The sequence below is a fragment of the Kitasatospora sp. GP30 genome (assembly GCF_029892145.1).
GTDB lineage: Bacteria > Actinomycetota > Actinomycetes > Streptomycetales > Streptomycetaceae > Kitasatospora > Kitasatospora acidiphila.
On record NZ_JARZAH010000011.1, the window covers coordinates 170,834 to 186,455 of the forward strand.

15 protein-coding genes and 1 pseudogene are annotated in these 15,622 nt (G+C 73.3%); 10 read left to right on the forward strand and 6 right to left on the reverse strand.

Translation table 11 applies throughout. The features are described 5' to 3' along the window. Nucleotides 1–76: 76 nt before the first annotated feature. From P3T35_RS18900 to P3T35_RS18910, 3 genes are read left to right on the forward strand one after another with little or no spacing between them, the layout of a single operon-like run. The gene (locus P3T35_RS18900; protein WP_280706897.1) at nucleotides 77–853 is read left to right on the forward strand and encodes a hypothetical protein; all 777 of its coding nucleotides are present in this window, start codon (nucleotides 77–79) and stop codon (nucleotides 851–853) included. 11 nt (nucleotides 854–864) lie between these two features. Next, nucleotides 865–2,745, forward strand: a complete 1,881-nt coding sequence (locus tag P3T35_RS18905; RefSeq protein WP_101382048.1) for a fumarate reductase/succinate dehydrogenase flavoprotein subunit — start codon at nucleotides 865–867, stop codon at nucleotides 2,743–2,745. Beyond that, entirely contained in the window at nucleotides 2,732–3,487 is a 756-nt protein-coding gene (locus P3T35_RS18910) for a succinate dehydrogenase/fumarate reductase iron-sulfur subunit (RefSeq protein WP_101382047.1), read from the forward strand. Before P3T35_RS18905 ends, P3T35_RS18910 begins: the two co-directional genes overlap by 14 nt. 7 nt (nucleotides 3,488–3,494) lie before the next feature. On the opposite strand, the gene P3T35_RS18915 is transcribed toward P3T35_RS18910, so the two are convergent. The 4 genes from P3T35_RS18915 to P3T35_RS18930 form a co-directional block, all read right to left on the reverse strand. Next, nucleotides 3,495–6,086, reverse strand: coding sequence for a SpoIIE family protein phosphatase (locus P3T35_RS18915; RefSeq protein WP_101382046.1), 2,592 nt, complete (start codon nucleotides 6,084–6,086; stop codon nucleotides 3,495–3,497). Between the two features lie 248 nt (nucleotides 6,087–6,334). After that, nucleotides 6,335–9,025, reverse strand: a complete 2,691-nt coding sequence (locus tag P3T35_RS18920) for a SpoIIE family protein phosphatase (protein WP_280706904.1) — start codon at nucleotides 9,023–9,025, stop codon at nucleotides 6,335–6,337. A gap of 109 nt (nucleotides 9,026–9,134) precedes the next feature. Further along, nucleotides 9,135–9,533 carry a (deoxy)nucleoside triphosphate pyrophosphohydrolase gene (locus P3T35_RS18925; RefSeq protein ID WP_101382045.1) on the reverse strand — a complete coding sequence of 133 codons (399 nt, stop codon included), beginning with the start codon at nucleotides 9,531–9,533 and terminating at the stop codon, nucleotides 9,135–9,137. Between the two features lie 587 nt (nucleotides 9,534–10,120). Then, nucleotides 10,121–10,942 carry a methyltransferase domain-containing protein gene (locus P3T35_RS18930; protein ID WP_101382044.1) on the reverse strand — a complete coding sequence of 274 codons (822 nt, stop codon included), beginning with the start codon at nucleotides 10,940–10,942 and terminating at the stop codon, nucleotides 10,121–10,123. 76 nt (nucleotides 10,943–11,018) lie between these two features. Between P3T35_RS18930 and P3T35_RS18935 the strand changes: the two genes are divergently transcribed. The 5 genes from P3T35_RS18935 to P3T35_RS18950 are packed head-to-tail and all read left to right on the forward strand — an operon-like array spanning nucleotide 11,019 to nucleotide 13,859. Then, nucleotides 11,019–11,600 carry a pyridoxamine 5'-phosphate oxidase family protein gene (locus P3T35_RS18935; RefSeq protein WP_101385234.1) on the forward strand — a complete coding sequence of 194 codons (582 nt, stop codon included), beginning with the start codon at nucleotides 11,019–11,021 and terminating at the stop codon, nucleotides 11,598–11,600. Between the two features lie 10 nt (nucleotides 11,601–11,610). Further along, nucleotides 11,611–12,291, forward strand: coding sequence for a RibD family protein (locus tag P3T35_RS40405; RefSeq protein ID WP_101382043.1), 681 nt, complete (start codon nucleotides 11,611–11,613; stop codon nucleotides 12,289–12,291). Continuing rightward, nucleotides 12,288–12,767, forward strand: coding sequence for a deaminase (locus tag P3T35_RS40410; protein ID WP_101382042.1), 480 nt, complete (start codon nucleotides 12,288–12,290; stop codon nucleotides 12,765–12,767). Before P3T35_RS40405 ends, P3T35_RS40410 begins: the two co-directional genes overlap by 4 nt. Before the next feature lie 56 nt (nucleotides 12,768–12,823). Further along, nucleotides 12,824–13,477: an HAD-IA family hydrolase gene (locus P3T35_RS18945; RefSeq protein WP_101382041.1), complete on the forward strand. Its 654-nt coding sequence runs from the start codon at nucleotides 12,824–12,826 to the stop codon at nucleotides 13,475–13,477. 25 nt (nucleotides 13,478–13,502) lie between these two features. Next, entirely contained in the window at nucleotides 13,503–13,859 is a 357-nt protein-coding gene (locus tag P3T35_RS18950; RefSeq protein WP_101382040.1) for a DUF488 family protein, read from the forward strand. 90 nt (nucleotides 13,860–13,949) lie between these two features. On the opposite strand, the gene P3T35_RS18955 is transcribed toward P3T35_RS18950, so the two are convergent. Together P3T35_RS18955 and P3T35_RS18960 are read right to left on the reverse strand one after the other, a co-directional pair. Next, complete coding sequence (locus tag P3T35_RS18955) at nucleotides 13,950–14,438, reverse strand: cupin domain-containing protein (protein WP_101382039.1); 489 nt, start codon at nucleotides 14,436–14,438, stop codon at nucleotides 13,950–13,952. Between the two features lie 34 nt (nucleotides 14,439–14,472). Beyond that, nucleotides 14,473–15,003 (reverse strand): CBS domain-containing protein, encoded by a 531-nt coding sequence (locus P3T35_RS18960; protein ID WP_101382038.1) that lies wholly within the window; start codon nucleotides 15,001–15,003, stop codon nucleotides 14,473–14,475. A gap of 19 nt (nucleotides 15,004–15,022) precedes the next feature. Between P3T35_RS18960 and P3T35_RS18965 the strand changes: the two are divergent. Next, nucleotides 15,023–15,162 (forward strand): annotated as a pseudogene (locus P3T35_RS18965) (type II toxin-antitoxin system Phd/YefM family antitoxin); the annotation flags it as partial. Beyond that, entirely contained in the window at nucleotides 15,098–15,349 is a 252-nt protein-coding gene (locus P3T35_RS40415; protein WP_101385233.1) for a Txe/YoeB family addiction module toxin, read from the forward strand. The pseudogene P3T35_RS18965 and the gene P3T35_RS40415, both read left to right, overlap by 65 nt. The last annotated feature ends 273 nt before the right edge of the window (nucleotides 15,350–15,622 follow it).

Here is a 15,622-nt window from a genome sequence, read left to right on the forward strand (position 1 = left end):
CCCTTCGGCGCAATGAACTCCGGTCAGAACCCTTCCGAGACATTGTGATCAAGGTCACACTTCCAGAATGGCCACAATGACCAAACGTGCGGTCATCGCGGACCGCACCCTGCGCACCGATGCCTGGTGGCTGCCCCAGCTGGCCACCGCGCTGGGGCTACTGCTCTTCGTCGGCTACTCGACCTGGCGGGCGTTCGCCGGGGCCGACTACTACGCGCCGCCGTACGTCTCGCCGTTCTACTCCCCGTGCCTGGCGGCGCACTGCGTGCCGATGCGCGGCGGGGCCGACTGGGCGCTGTTCGGCGACTGGTGGCGGCTCTCCCCCGCGCTGCTGGTGCTGATCTTCCCGCTCGGCTTCCGGCTGACCTGCTACTACTACCGCAGGGCCTACTACCGGGCGTTCTGGTCCTCGCCGCCGGCCTGCGCGGTGGCCGAGCCGCACGCCCGCTACACCGGCGAGTCCCGGTTCCCGCTGGTGCTGCAGAACCTGCACCGCTACTTCTTCTACCTGGCCGTGCCGGTCGCCGGGATCCTCAGCTACGACGCGGTGCTGGGGTTCCGGGACGGCACCGGGCGCTGGGGCCACGCCGGCCTCGGCACCCTGGTGCTGCTGGTGAACGTGCTGCTGATCTGGGCCTACACCCTCTCCTGCCACTCCTGCCGGCACATCGTGGGCGGGCGGCTCAAGCACTTCTCCCGGCACCCGGTGCGCCACCGGGCCTGGCAGCTGGTCGGCCGGCTGAACGCCCGCCACATGCAGCTCGCCTGGTGCTCGTTGTTCTCGGTCGGGCTCGCCGACCTCTACGTCTACCTGGTCGCGTCGGGAGCCTTCGCCGACCCGCGGTTCTTCTGAGGGAGCGTTGGATGGAGCAGTACGACGTCGTGGTGGTCGGCGCCGGCGGGGCCGGGCTGCGGGCCGCGATCGAGGCCCGGGAGCAGGGCGCCCGGGTCGCGGTGATCTGCAAGTCGCTGTTCGGCAAGGCGCACACCGTGATGGCCGAGGGCGGCATCGCCGCCTCGATGGGCAACGTCAACAGCGGTGACAGCTGGCAGGTGCACTTCCGCGACACCATGCGCGGCGGCAAGTTCCTCAACCACCCGCGGATGGCCGAGCTGCACGCCAAGGAGGCACCAGAGCGGGTCTGGGAACTGGAGACCTGGGGCGCGCTCTTCGACCGCACCGCCGACGGCCGGATCTCGCAGCGCAACTTCGGCGGGCACGAGTACCCGCGGCTCGCCCATGTCGGCGACCGCACCGGCCTGGAGCTGATCCGCACCCTGCAGCAGAAGGTGGTGGCCCTGCAGCAGGCCGACCACCGGGAGACCGGCGACTACGAGTCCGGCCTGAAGATCTTTCAGGAGTACACGGTCACCCGCATCTTGAAAGAGCACAGCGTGAAGAACGGCGAGCAGGTCGCCGGGGTGTTCGGCTACGCCCGGGAGAGCGGGGAGTTCTTCGCGCTCGCCGCGCCCGCCGTGGTGCTGGCCACCGGCGGCATCGGCAAGTCGTTCAAGGTGACCTCCAACTCCTGGGAGTACACCGGGGACGGGCACGCGCTGGCGCTGCTGGCCGGCGCCCGGCTGCTCAACATGGAGTTCATCCAGTTCCACCCGACCGGCATGGTCTGGCCACCCTCGGTGAAGGGGATCCTGGTCACCGAGTCGGTCCGGGGCGACGGCGGGGTGCTGCGCAACAGCGAGGGCCGGCGGTTCATGTTCGACCATGTGCCGGACGTCTTCCGGGCGCAGTACGCCGAGAGCGAGGCGGAGGCCGACCGCTGGTACGCCGACCCCGACCACAACCGCCGCCCGCCCGAGCTGCTCCCCCGCGACGAGGTGGCCCGGGCCATCAACGCCGAGGTCAAAGCCGGCCGGGGCACCGAGCACGGCGGCGTCCACCTGGACGTCTCGTCCCGGCTGCCGGCCGAGGAGATCATCCGCCGGCTGCCCTCGATGCACCATCAGTTCCGCGAGCTGGCCGATGTGGACATCACCCGGGAGCCGATGGAGGTCGGGCCCACCTGCCACTACGTGATGGGCGGCGTCGAGGTGGATCCGGACACCGCCGCCAGCCCGGCCGTGCCCGGGCTCTACGCGGCCGGCGAGGTGGCCGGCGGGATGCACGGCGCCAACCGGCTGGGTGGCAACTCGCTCTCCGACCTGCTGGTCTTCGGCCGCCGGGCCGGGCTGCACGCGGCCCGCTACGCCGCCGCGCGGACCGAGCGCCCGCAGCCCGCCGCCGAGCAGCTGGACGCGGCCCGCACCGAGGCGGTGACCCCGTTCGGCGGCGGCACCGAGCACCCCTACGCACTCCACCAGGAGCTGCAGCAGACCATGAACGACCTGGTGGGGATCATCCGCCGGGCCGGCGAGATGAAGCAGGCGCAGGACCGGCTGGCGGTGCTGCGGCGGCGGGCCGAGCAGGTGGGCATCGAGGGCCACCGGCAGTTCAACCCCGGCTGGCACCTGGCCCTGGACCTGCGCAACATGCTGCTGGTCTCGGAGTGCGTGGCGAAGGCGGCGCTGCTGCGCCGGGAGAGCCGCGGCGGGCACACCCGGGAGGACTGGCCGGCCATGGACCGCGACTGGCGGCGCAGCAACCTGGTCTGCGCCCTGGTGGACGGGAGCATCGAGGTGGTGCGGCAGCCGCTGCCGCGCCTGCGGGCCGACCTGCTGGCCCTGTTCGACCGCACGGAGCTGGCGAAGTACTTCACCCCGGAGGAGCTGGCCGATGAGCAGTCTTGAGTTCCGGATCTGGCGCGGCGAGGCGGGCGAGGGCGACTTCGTCTCCTACCGGGTGGAGGTCAACGAGGGCGAGGTGGTGCTGGACCTGGTGCACCGGCTGCAGGCCACCCAGGCACCGGACCTGGCGGTGCGGTGGAACTGCAAGGCGGGCAAGTGCGGTTCGTGCAGCGCCGAGGTGAACGGGCGGCCGCGGCTGCTCTGCATGACCCGGATGTCCGCGCTGCCGGCCGACCAGCCGGTGGTGCTGACCCCGCTGCGGGCCTTCCCGTCGATCCGCGACCTGGTGACCGACGTCGGCTTCAACTACGCCAAGGCGCGCGAGGTGCCGTCCTTCGTGCCGCCGCCGGGGCTGGCGCCCGGCGAGTACCGGATGGCGCAGCAGGACGTGGCGCGCTCGCAGGAGTTCCGCAAGTGCATCGAGTGCTTCCTCTGCCAGGACACCTGCCACGCGGTGCGCGACCACGAGGAGAACAAGGGCGCGTTCGCCGGGCCGCGGTTCCTGATGCGGGTGGCGGAGCTGGACATGCACCCGCTGGACGCCGCGCCGGACCGCAAGCGGGCCGCGCAGGAGGTGCACGGCCTGGGCTACTGCAACATCACCAAGTGCTGCACCGAGGTCTGTCCGGAGCACATCCGGATCACCGACAACGCGCTGATCCCGCTCAAGGAGCGGGTGGCCGACCGCAAGTACGACCCGCTGGTCTGGCTCGGGTCGAAGATCGGCCGGCGACCGAGGGACTGACGGACGGTCAGAGCGAGAGCTCGAACCAGACGATCTTCCCGTGCGGGGTGCGGCGGCTGCCCCAGCGCTCGGCCAGCAGGCTGACCAGCTGGAGGCCGCGGCCGCCCTCGTCGGTCTCCTGGGCGCGGCGCTGCCGGGGCTGGGCGTAGCCGTCGTCCCAGACCTCGCAGACTACCGAGGTGTCCTTGAGCAGCCGCAGCCGGATCTCGCCCCGGCCGTGCCGCAGCGCGTTGGTGACCAGCTCGCTGACCAGCAGCTCGGTGGTGTCCACCAGCTCGTCCAGGCCGCGCACCCGCAGCCAGCCGCAGGCCAGTTCGCGGGCCTTGGCCACCGAGGTGGGCTCCGGCGGCAGCCGCCAGTCGCCGACCGCGTCCTCGTCGAAGGCCCGGACCCGGGCCATCAGCAGCGCGATGTCGTCCTCGCCGTGGTGCGGGTCGAGCTCGCTGAGCACCTGGTCGCAGAGGGTCTCCAGGACCGGGCCGCCGTTCTGCAGGGCGGTCCGGAAGGCCAGCAGGCCCTCGTCCAGCTGGTGCTTGCGGGACTCCACCAGGCCGTCGGTGTAGAGGCCGAGCAGCGCGCCGTCCGGCAGCACCAGGGTGACCTCCTCGAACGGCTCGCCGCCCACGCCGAGCGGCAGGCCGGGTGGCACGTCCAGCATCCGGGCCGGCTCGCCGGGGCTGAGCAGCACCGGCGGCAGGTGCCCGGCGTTGGCGAAGGTGCAGCGCCGGGTGACGGCGTCGTAGACCGCGTAGACGCAGGTCGCCAGGTAGACCTCGGCTGCCTCGTCGTCCACCGGCCGGGCCGTCGCGCCGTAGCCGGGCAGCGGACCGGGTCCGGGGTCGCCGAGTCCTCTGGCGATGTCGTCCAGGGCCCCGAGCACCTCGGCCGGCTCCAGGTCGAGCATCGCCAAGGTCCTTACGGCAGTGCGGAGTTGACCCATCGCCACGGCGGCCCGCAGGCCGCGGCCCATGACGTCGCCGATCACCAGCGCCGTCCGGTTGCCGGGCAGCGGGATGACGTCGAACCAGTCGCCGCCGACCTCGGTGTTGTTGCTGCTGGGCCGGTAGCGGCAGGCGATCTCCAGCCCGCTGGCCTCCGGGTTGCCGGGGGGCAGCAGGCTGCGCTGCAGGATCAGGGCGCGCTCGTGCTCGCGCCGGTAGAGCCGGGCGTTGTCCACGCAGACCGCCGCCCGGGCCGCGATCTCCTCGGCGATCGCCACGTCGCGGGCGTCGAACGGCTCGCTGCCGATCGCCCGGGAGAGCTGCACCAGGCCGAGCACCACGTTCCGGGCCACCAGCGGCACCACCAGGGTGGAGCGCAGCAGCGGGTTCGGGCCGGGGTCGGGGATCGCGCTGCGGCCGGTCCGCAGCGCTCGGGCGTGCGGGGAGCGCGGCGGGTAGCAGAGGGTGCCGCCGGCCTCGGCGGCGGCCAGCTGGGAGCTGAAGCCGAGGTCGTCGTAGACCGTGGGGTCGCCGCCGAGCACCGCGGCCGCGTCGCCCACCACGCTGGAGACCGCGACCCGGCGCAGCTCGCCGCTGCCGTCGTAGCCGCCGCCGCTGCGGGCCAGCGCCGGACCGCTTTCGCCGGAGAGCAGCGCCGAGTAGAGGTCGACGGTGGCCATGTCGCAGAACTGCGGCACCACCACGTCGAGCAGTTCCTTGGCGGTGGTCTCCAGGTCGAGGGTGGAGCCGATGTGCGCGCTGGCCTCGTTGACCAGGGCCAGGTTGCGCCGCACCCCGGCGGCCTCGCGCTCGGCCACCATCCGGCTGGTGACGTCGTTGACCTGCCCGGCGACACCGATCGTCCGGTCTCCCGGCCCGGTCAGCCGGTACAGCGAGATCGCCCAGCGGCGCTCGCCGCCGTGCGGCAGCACGCCGCTGAACCGCAGGTCGACCATCGGCTCGCCGGTCTCCAGCACCTTGCGCAGCGCCGCCTGCATCCGGTCGGCCTCGCCCGGCGCGAACAGTTCGTGCGCGGTGCGGCCGGCCAGCAGTTCGGCGTCGCGGCCGACGGCGTCGGCGAACGCCGGGTTGACCCGCTGCAGCCGCAGCTCGGGGTCGAACAGGAAGAAACCGCTCGGAGTTTGGCCGAAAACAGCCGCAGATGCGGCCAGGTCGGTCTCGATCCGGCGCAGCTTGCCGAGATCGACGGCGAGGCAGAGGGCACCGGCGGGGCCGGCCGTCTGCTCCGAGCCGGCGGCGGGCATCAGATAGATCTCGGCCAGGCTCTCGCCGCCGTCGCGATCACGGTAGGGGGCGGTGCCGATCCACTCCTCGCCCGCCAGGGTGCGCTCCAGCCGCTCCCGGCCGCGCCGCCAGTACTCGCGCGGCACCAGGGTGGTGACCGGGTCGGCACCGAGCGCCTCGACGGCAGGCAGCGCGAAGAAGTCGGCGGCCCGGTCGCTCCACTGGCCGATCCGCCCGTCGGCGCCGATCGCGAAGGTCGCGACCCGGATGTACTCGTAGATCGATCCCGGGTCCAGGTCGCCCCAACGGGCTTGCGGCACCGGGCCTGGAGCAGGCGGCACCACCGGGTTGCCCGGCTGTCCGGGCACCGCGGCATGGCCGCTGCTGCCAGTCAGCGCTTCCCGCGCCGGCATGCTGTTCAAGGACCGACCCCTCCAACCCGCGACCATCCGGATGTCGAGAAGACCGAGTATTCATCATCCAGGGGCGGGCGCACACGCCTCTGAGATCACAACATCAAATCGAGCGAGGGTTTTTGTCACCCGCCCCGCGCGACCTCCGCGCACCCCTCGCGCCCCCGGCCCACTCCCATGCGCCCAGCAGGGGATTGTCATGGACAAGTAGAGAATATTCGAATATCTGATCGATGAATCCGCTCGGTTCATTCCCGGTCCGCTTCCTTCCCCGGCAATTCCTGCTCGAACCAGACCACCTTGCCCATTCCCTCGGCCCTGCTGCCCCAGCGCAGCGCCAGCCGGTGCACCAGCTCCAGGCCCCGGCCGCCCTCGTCGCCGTCGGCCGCGTGCCGCTCCCGGGGCGGATCCGGCAGCGGATCGGAGACCTCCACCAGCAGCACCCCGCCCAACGTCAGCCGCACCCCGATCGGGGCACTGGCATAGCGCACCGCATTGGTCACCAACTCGCTCACCAGCAACTCGGCGGTGTCGCCCAGCTCCGCCACCCCCCACTCCCGCAGCGCCCCGCGGACCAGCCGGCGGGCCCGGGAGACCGCGGTGGGCTCGGCCGGCAGCGTCCAGCCGAGCACCTGGGCACCCTCCGCGCCGTGACCCAGCCGGGCCAGCAGCAGCGCCACGTCGTCCGGCTCGCGCCCTTGCTCCATGGTGTCGAGCACCGCCTCGCAGGCGTGCTGCAGCGACGGGTGCGGCTTCTCCAGCACCGCCTGCAGCCGCCCGAGGCCGACGTCCAGGTCCTTGTCGCGGGACTCCACCAGGCCGTCCGTGCACAGCGCCAGCACGCTGCCCTCCGGCACCTGGAGCTCCACCGCCTCGAACGGCACCCCGCCGACGCCGAGCGGCGCCCCGGACGGCAGCTCCAGCACCTGCCCCCGGCCGCCCGGCAGCGGACCGCCGGTGCGCGCCGGGCCGGGGCGCGACGGGCTCACCAGCACCGGCGGGATGTGCCCCGCCTTGGCCACCGTCAGCCGCCCGGCGGCCGGGTCGTAGACGGCGTAGACGCAGGTCGCCAGCAGTGCCTCGTCCGGCCCCTGGGCCAGATCGTCGGCCAGCTCGTGGACGTGCCGCAGCAGCACGGCCGGCGGCAGGTCCAGGCCGGCCAGCACCCGCACCGCGGTGCGCAGCCGGCCCATGGTGGCCGCCGCCCGCAGGCCGTGGCCCATCACGTCGCCGACCACCAGGGCGGTGCGGTCGCCGGGCAGCGGGATCACGTCGAACCAGTCGCCGCCCACCTCGGTTCCGCTGCTGCCCGGCACGTAGCGGTAGGCCACCTCCACTCCGGTGGGCTGCGGCACCTGCTGCGGCAGCAGGGTGCGCTGCAGGGTGAGCGCGGCGGTGCGCTCGCGCACGTAGAGCCGGGCGTTGTCCAGCGAGCTGCCGGCCCGGTCCGCGAGCTCCACCGAGAACGCCAGGTCGTCCCGGTCGAACGCCTCGCGGCGCCCGGCCCGACTGAGCACCAGCAGCCCGATCACGATCCCCCGGGCCCGCAGCGGCACCACCAGCACCGAATGCACGCCGAGCGCCAGCGCGGCCCTGGTGCGCGGGTCGCCCGGGTCCGCCGCCTGGGCCAACTCCTCGGCACCGGACAGCAGTTCGGGCACACCGGTGCGCAGCACCCGGCCGTAGCAGGACTCCTCGGCGAAGCTCACCCGAGCGCCCCGGCGGAGCATCACCTCGACGTCCGCGCCGTCCCGGGCGGCCGCCACGCCGAGTTGCAGCAGTGCGGTGTGCCGGTCGTGGCCGTGCCCCAGCAGGTCGTCGCCGTGCGCCACCGCCTGCAGCAGGATCACGGCGGCGAAGTCGGCCAGCCGCGGCACCGCGGCACCGGCCAGCTCCTGGGCGATCCGGCCGGCGTCCAGCAGGTCGCCGATCCGGGAGCCGAACTCGTTCAGCAGCGCCAGCCGGCGCCGGGCGTGCTCGACCTTGGCCACCGCCCGGTACCGCTCCGTCACGTCCATCACGGTGCCGGAGATGCCGAGCACCCGGCCGGCCCGGTCGGTCAGCCGGCCGTAGGAGATCGAGCGGTAGCCGCCGGGGCGCGCGGTCACCGGCGCGGTCAGCGTCACGTCGATCACCGGCTCGCCGGTGGCCAGCACCTGACGCTGGATCACGGAGATCTCGTCGGCGGCCCGGTCCGGCAGGGTCTCGCCGGTGGTGCGGCCGACGTGGGCCGAGGCCGACACGCCGTTCATCTCCGCCAGGGTCTGGTTGACGGCGGTGTAGCGCAGCTCGGTGTCCAGCACCGCGATGCCGAGCGCGGACTGCTCGAAGAGCGCGTCGCGCACCGCCAGGTCACGCTCCACCGCGCGCACCGTGCCCGCCTCGGCGAGCGCCACCAGCAGGAACGGGGTGCCGTGGCCGTCCACCAGCACCGAGATCCGGGCCTCCACCCGCACCCGCGGGCCGCGGCGGTGCCGCAGGCCGGTCAGGCCCAGCCAGCTGCCGGTGCGCAGCGCGGCCGCGATCGCCTCCCGGGCGCGGGCGACCAGCCGCTGGTCGTCCGCCAGCAGTTCGTCGATCCCGCGGCCGACCAGCAGCTCGCTGGGCCAGCCGAGCAGTTCCTCGGCCGCCGGGCTCCACAGCACCACTCGACCGGCCGCGTCCAGCATCGCGATGGCCACCTTGACCATGTCGAACAGGCTGCCCTGGGTGTGCTCGCCGACCGACTCCGCCTCGACCGCCGCACCGCGCGGGAACGGCGCCGCGGGCCCGCCGCGCATCGAGACGGGGGCGGACGGCCCGGCCGGGGGGCGGGCCGGTGGCGCCGGACGCTCGGCCGCCGGTCCCGGGCCGCGCATCCGCAGCCGCGCCCGGGCGGCGGCGGCACCCGCGCGGGTGCGCCCGGTCCGCGCCCGGCCCCCGCTCCCCGTACTGGTCACCGACCGGGCCTCCAAGCTGTGCTGCCTCGCCTCACCGTACGTCAAGGTTCATATCGAACTGTGACATACCCAGACGAAAACCGTACAACCTGGGTGGCCGGGCGATGCATCAGCAGGCCGCGGTGAGCAGGCGCGCCACCTCGGGCAGCACCTCCCGATCGTGCTCCAACCAGTCCACCGCCGACAGTTCGTCAGGGCCCAGCCAGCGCAGCTCCGAGTGGTCCTCCAGCGGCTGCGGCTCGCCCTCCAGCAGCTCGGCCGCCCAGATCCGCAGCACCAGCCCGGCCCGGATCGGCCACTCCCCCGGCAGCCGGTTCAGCGCCCGGGCCCGCACCCCCAGCTCCTCGAAGAGCTCGCGCTCCAGCGCCTGCTGCTGCGTCTCCCCGGGCTCGGCCTTGCCGCCCGGGAACTCCCAGCGCCCCGCCACCTCGGCGGGGGCGCTGCGCCTGGCGGCCAGCACCCGCCCCTGGTGGATGAGGGCGCCACCGACCACGATCCGATTCTCCATGCCACGGCAGCCTAGGGCCCCGGACGGGGTCGGCGGCCGATCCACGCGCGGCGGCGGGAGCCCTCCCATGACTGCGCCGTGCGGGCCCGGCTCGGTGGGGGTCGAGTCGGGCCCGCACGGTGCCGGCCGTCCTCCCAGCGTAGGGACGGCCCGCTAACGGGACGTTGGAACGAGGTTTCGGCGATGTCACAGGTCTTCGACCGACCCGCCCGACGCCGCGTCAGGGGAGTCGGCGGTCCGTGCCGCCGACCCGGTTGATGGTCCGTCCGGCGGGCCGTGCCGACACGTGTCCCGTGCCGGGCACTGTCCGCCGCTTCGCGCCCGTGCCCCCGTCCCCCGTTCCGTCGTGCGTGGGGGGCCGCCGGGCTGGGCGGGTCCGGTGGGACCAGGGCACCCCGGCTCGCCCGGTGTGACCGGGGCGAGAGCCTCACGTACGACTACCGCCAGGGTGACCCCATGGCCGCCGCCGCGCAAGGTCCCGGCCGGGCCGACTGCGAACGGGGGGCGGCGGCGGCACCCCGTGGGCACTACTGTGCGAAGTTTCGATTCGAAGACTGACGGTTCGTCAACTACTCGTGACGCTACGGTTATCCGCGAGCCAGCAGTTCGCCGTGCAGGACCGCGAACCAGCCGTCCGGCTCCACCGTCCAGCGCCGCCAGGCGTCCGCGATGGCGGCCAACTCGGCCCGATCGGCGAAGCCTTGGGCCAGCGCGGTGGCGGCCAGACCGGAGCCGGTGGTGCGGTCGGCCCAGGACTCGCCCCACCAGAGCCGCTCGCCGGGCGACGCATAGGTCCAGGTGGCGCTGCTCGCGGTCAGCTCGGTGAAGCCGGCCTCCCGGGCCCAGGCGAGCAGCCGGCGGCCCGCGTCCGGCTCGCCGCCGTTGGCCCGGGCACACCGCCGGTAGAGCGCCAACCAGGCGTCCAGCTCGGGGACTTCGGGATACCAGGTCATCGCCTCGTAGTCCGCGTCCCGGACCGCCAGCACCCCACCCGGGGCCAGCACCCGGCGCATCTGGCGCAGCGCATCCACCGGGTCGACCAGGTGCTGGAGCACCTGGTGGGCATGGACCACGTCGAACTCCGCTGCCGGGTACGGCAGATCGTGCACATCGGCGACCGCGAACCCGACGTTGGCCAGCCCCCGGCCCGCGACGTACTCGGCGGCCTGCGCCAGCACCTCGGCGGACGTGTCGATCGCCACCACCCGCCCCTCTGGGCCGACCAGTTCGGCGAGGTCGGCAGTGATGGTGCCGGGCCCGCAGCCGACGTCCAGCACCCGCTGCCCGGCCGCCAGCTCGGGCAGCAGGTAGCCGGCCGAGTTGGCGGCGGTGCGGCTGCGGTGCGAGCGCAGCACCGCCGCACTGTGGCCGTGGGTGTAGACGACGGCAGGGTTCTGATGGTCGGTCATGTCGCGAACCTAGCAGTCAGTCTCATAGTGCAAGAAGGTGTGTCTTGTGGATTGAGACGGGATTACGATGGCGGCCATGGGGAAGACCTATGAGCGAATCGACGGCCGGCTGCGCTCGTTCATCGAGGCCCAGCCGGTCTTCTTCACCGCCACCGCACCGCTGGCCGCCGACGGCCACGTCAACCTGTCGCCCAAAGGGCGCGCCGGAACCCTCGCCGTGCTGGACGAACTCACCCTGGCCTACCTGGACTTCGGCGGCAGCCACGCGGAGACCATCGCCCACCTGCGGGAGAACGGGCGGATCACGCTGATGTGGTGCGCCTTCACCGGCCCGCCCACCGTGGTGCGGGTGCACGGGCGCGGCGAACCGGTCTTCCGCGACGATCCGCGGTTCGCCGAGCTGGTCGACCGCTTCCCAGCGGACGCGGACGGCAGCGGCCTGCGGGCCGTGGTGCTGGTCCACGCCGAAAGAGTCAGCGACTCCTGCGGGTTCGCCGTGCCGTTCATGGACTACCGCGAGGACCGGGCACTGCACGCCGACTACTTCGGCCGCAAGAGCGAGCCGGAGTTCGCCGACTACTGCGCCGGCAAGGAGTACGTCGGGGTCAGCGTCGACGGCCTGCCCGGGCTGCCGCTGCCGCTCCCGCCGCGGCCGTAGCCTTTGCGCTGTGACCCAGCGCCCGTATGTGACCCTCAGCGCCGCGATGTCGCTCGACGGCTTCCTGGACGACGCCGCGCCCGAGCGCCTGCTGCTCTCCAACCCGGCCGACTTCGACCGGGTGGACCAGCTGCGCGCGGAGTCCGACGCGATCCTGGTCGGCTCCACCACACTGCGCCGCGACAACCCCCGGCTGCTGGTCAACGAGCCGGACCGGCGGGCCGCCCGGGAAGCCGCCGGCCGGCCCACCCACCCCCTGAAGGTCACCCTGAGCGCGCACGGCGACCTCGCCCCCGAGCTGCGGTTCTGGCACACCGGCGGGGCCAAGCTGGTCTACAGCACCGACCGGGGGGCCGCCCGGCTGCGCGCGGCGCTGGACGGACTGGCCGAGGTGGTCGCACTGGGCCGCCGGGTGCACCTGGGCGCCGTGCTGGACGACCTCGGGCGGCGCGGGGTGCGGCGGCTGATGGTGGAGGGCGGCGGCTCGGTGCACACCCAGTTCCTCAGCGAGGGGCTGGCCGACGAACTGCAGCTGGCGGTAGCCCCGCTGCTGGTCGGGCACGCCGCGGCGCCGCGGTTCGTCAACCCGGCCGACTTCCCCGGCGGCAGCACCCGGCGGCTGCGGCTGCTGGAGGCCCGTACCGTCGGGGATGTCGTCCTGCTCCGGTACGCCCCCAAGGAGTCCGCGTGACCGCCACCGACCGTCCGTCCACCGACCACTCGTCCGCCGACCGCTTGTTCCTGCTGCGCGCCATCGAGCTCTCCCGGCGCTGCCCGCCCGCCGAACACGCCTTCTCGGTCGGCGCGGTGGTGGTCGGCGCGGACGGCACGGTGCTGAGCGAGGGGTACAGCCGGGAGGGCGATCCACTGGTGCACGCCGAGGAGGCCGCGCTGGCCAAGCTGCCGGCCGGCGACCCGCGGCTGCGCGGCGCCACCGTCTACAGCTCGCTGGAACCGTGCAGCCGCCGGGCCTCCCGGCCGCACCCGTGCGCCGAGCTGATCCTGGCGGCCGGCGTCCCCCGGGTGGTGATCGCCTGGCGCGAGCCCGACCTGTTCGTCACCGGCTGCGAGGGCGTCGACCGGCTGCGGGCCGCCGGGGTCGAGGTGGTCGAACTGCCGGAGCTGGCCGAGCACGCGCGGGCAGTGAACCGACACCTGCTGGACTGAGGACGTTCATCCGCCTTTTGTATCCTTGGGGAACATTATCCCGAAGGAGTCGCCGCATGACCGCCACCGAGCTCACCGCCCGCGCCCTGCTGCTGGACATGGACGGCACCCTGGTCAACTCCGACGCGGTGGTGGAGCGCTGCTGGCGCCGCTGGGCAGCGGCTCAAGGACTCGACGGCGACCGGGTGATGAGCGTGGTGCACGGGCGCCAGGGCCACCTGTCGATGGCGATCCTGCTGCCCGACCGCCCGATGGAGCAGAACCTCGCGGAGAACCGGGAGATGCTCGCCGTGGAGACCGCCGACACCGAGGGCATCGTGCCGGTGCCCGGCGCCCCGGCCTTCCTGGCCTCACTGGCCGGCCTGCCGCACGCCCTGGTCACCTCGGCCGACAGCCGGCTGTCCCAGGTCCGGATGGCCGCCGCCGGCCTGCCCTACCCCGAGCCGGCCATAACCGCCGAGCAGGTCGGCGCCAGCAAGCCCGACCCCGAGGGCTTCCTGAAGGCCGCCGCCGAACTGGGCGTCGACCCCGCCGACTGCCTGGTCTTCGAGGACTCCGGGGCCGGCATCGCGGCCGGCCTGGCCGCCGGGATGCGGGTGGTCGGCGTCGGCCCGCGCGCCGCCGCCCACCACCCCACCGTCCAGGTGCCCGACCTGACCGCCGTCCGGGTCACCGCGCGCCCCGACGGTGCGCTGCTGATCACCACCTGAGCCGCCGTCAGGCCAGACTGGGTCCATGGCCCGCTCCGAGATCCGCGCCCGCCGCATCTACGACCCGCCCGCGCCCGACGACGGCTACCGGGTCCTGGTCGACCGCCTCTGGCCGCGCGGCATGGCCAAGGAGCGGGCCGCACTCGACGAGTGGGCCAAGGACCTCGCCCCCTCCAACGAGCTGCGCCACTGGCTGCACGAGGCCCCCGAGGCCCGCGAGACCGAGTTCGCCGACCGCTACCGCAGCGAGCTCGACACCCCCGAGGCCCGCACCCACCTCGCCGCCCTCCGCGACCACCCCACCCTCACCCTGCTGACCGCCAACAAGGACCCGCAGGCCCACCACACGGCGGTGCTGGCGGAGCTGCTGGAGGAGGGGTGACACCGCTTGTGCACACCGACCCACGGTGACTGGGCGGCACGGCCGGGCCCCGATCGCCGGGTCGGCCGCGCCGCCTGATGTTTCGTCAGCTCATCCCCGGTCGACGAAGAAGCTGTCGTGCCGCACCAGGAACTCCTGGAACTCCGGGCCGCCGCGCTGGGCCATTTCGACGACCCGCTCGAAGTACTCCTCGCGGGGCGCGCCGGGGGTGAACAGCAGCAGCATGGTGGCCGGGTCGTCCGACTCGTTGCGGAACGCGTGCAGACCGCCGACCGGGACGTGCAGGAAGTCGCCGGAGCGCCCGGTGGTCCACTGGTCGCCGTCGAACAGGCGGACCTGGCCGGAGAGGATGAAGAAGGACTCGGAGATCGCCCGGTGGAAATGGGTGGCCGCACCCCTGGAATGAGCTGCGAGATCCACCTGGTAGAGGCCGAACTCCCCACCGGTGGTGGCCTGGGTGGCCAGGTAGTGCGTCCGGTCGCCGGTCGGGGAGACCACGTCGGGGCCCCGGTCGGCGGGCCGGAACACCGCGTTGATCTCACCGTTCTCGCCGAGGTACCTGGGGTCGGGGTAGGACATCTGGCACTCCGTCTCTGCTCGGGACAGCTGTCACTCACCCTGACACGCGACGGCCGCCCGCTGTGACATGCCCGAGCTGTCCGGCCGCGCCGGCGTCCGCCAGCCTGGCTTCCGACGGGCCGTCATCATCCGCTGCCGGAGCCGATGCCGGGATCAGCCGCGGCCGGTGGTGCTCCTCGGTCAGGTCGTGCAGCCGGGCGTGCAGCAGGTCGCTCACCGTGATGACGCCGACCAACCGTCCGGTGCCGCCCCCGGTCGGCTCCACCACGGGCGCCCTGGTGATGCCGTGCTCGGCGAACCAGTAGGCGACGTCGCGCAGGGTGTCGCCAGGGTGGACGCTCACCATGGCGTCCTGGACGGCGTCCGCGACGGTGGCCGGGCCGGGCGGACGGCGGCCGAGCGCCAGCAGGTCGCGCCTGGTGGCGGTGCCGAGCAGGGTGCCGTCGGCGCCGGCGACCGGGATCAGCTGGTCGCCGCGGCCGGTCACCGCCTCGTCCAGCAGGGTGTCCAGCAGGTCCGCGTCCAGCGGCTGGTCGGCGGCCAGGGTGCGGGGAGTGCGCCGCATGACCTCGGAGACGAAGAAGGTCTCCTTGGAGGACTACCAGTCCCTCAAGGAAACCGCCTACCTCCTGCGCAGCCCCGCAAACGCTCGCCGCCTCCTGCCTCCATCGAGGAGCTGGAGAACGGCGGAGGGACCGTACGGGAGCCGGCGGACCGGGAGTGAAGACCACCTTCGCCTCCCGGGCCTGGGAGGACTACCTGTGGCGGCAAGTCCAGGACCGAAAGAACCACTCAAGCACGGGTTCCAGGGCTACTGGTCACGTCGGATCAATGACGAGCACCGCTTGATCCACAAGGTCACCGACGACTCGATCCTGATCGCCCAGTGCCGCTACCACTACGAGAATTGAGCCGGCGACACAGTTCGTCGACCGAGACGCTGCAGCCGGCTCCCCGGGCCGGTTCCCGGGAGGCCGCCTGCTTGCCGCTCCAGGACGGTGCGCAACTCCAGAGCACCGTCGGCAAGTGCCCCGCCGTGATCCGACCACGAGGACCCCACGCGGACCGGAGGTGTGGGGGGGGGGGGGGGGGGGCGCCGGCCCCGGCCCCACCCCCGGGGGGTGGTGGTGTTTTTGTTTGGTAGGCAAAACACAACCGCGGCCGGGCGAGGTGAGATTGGGAAC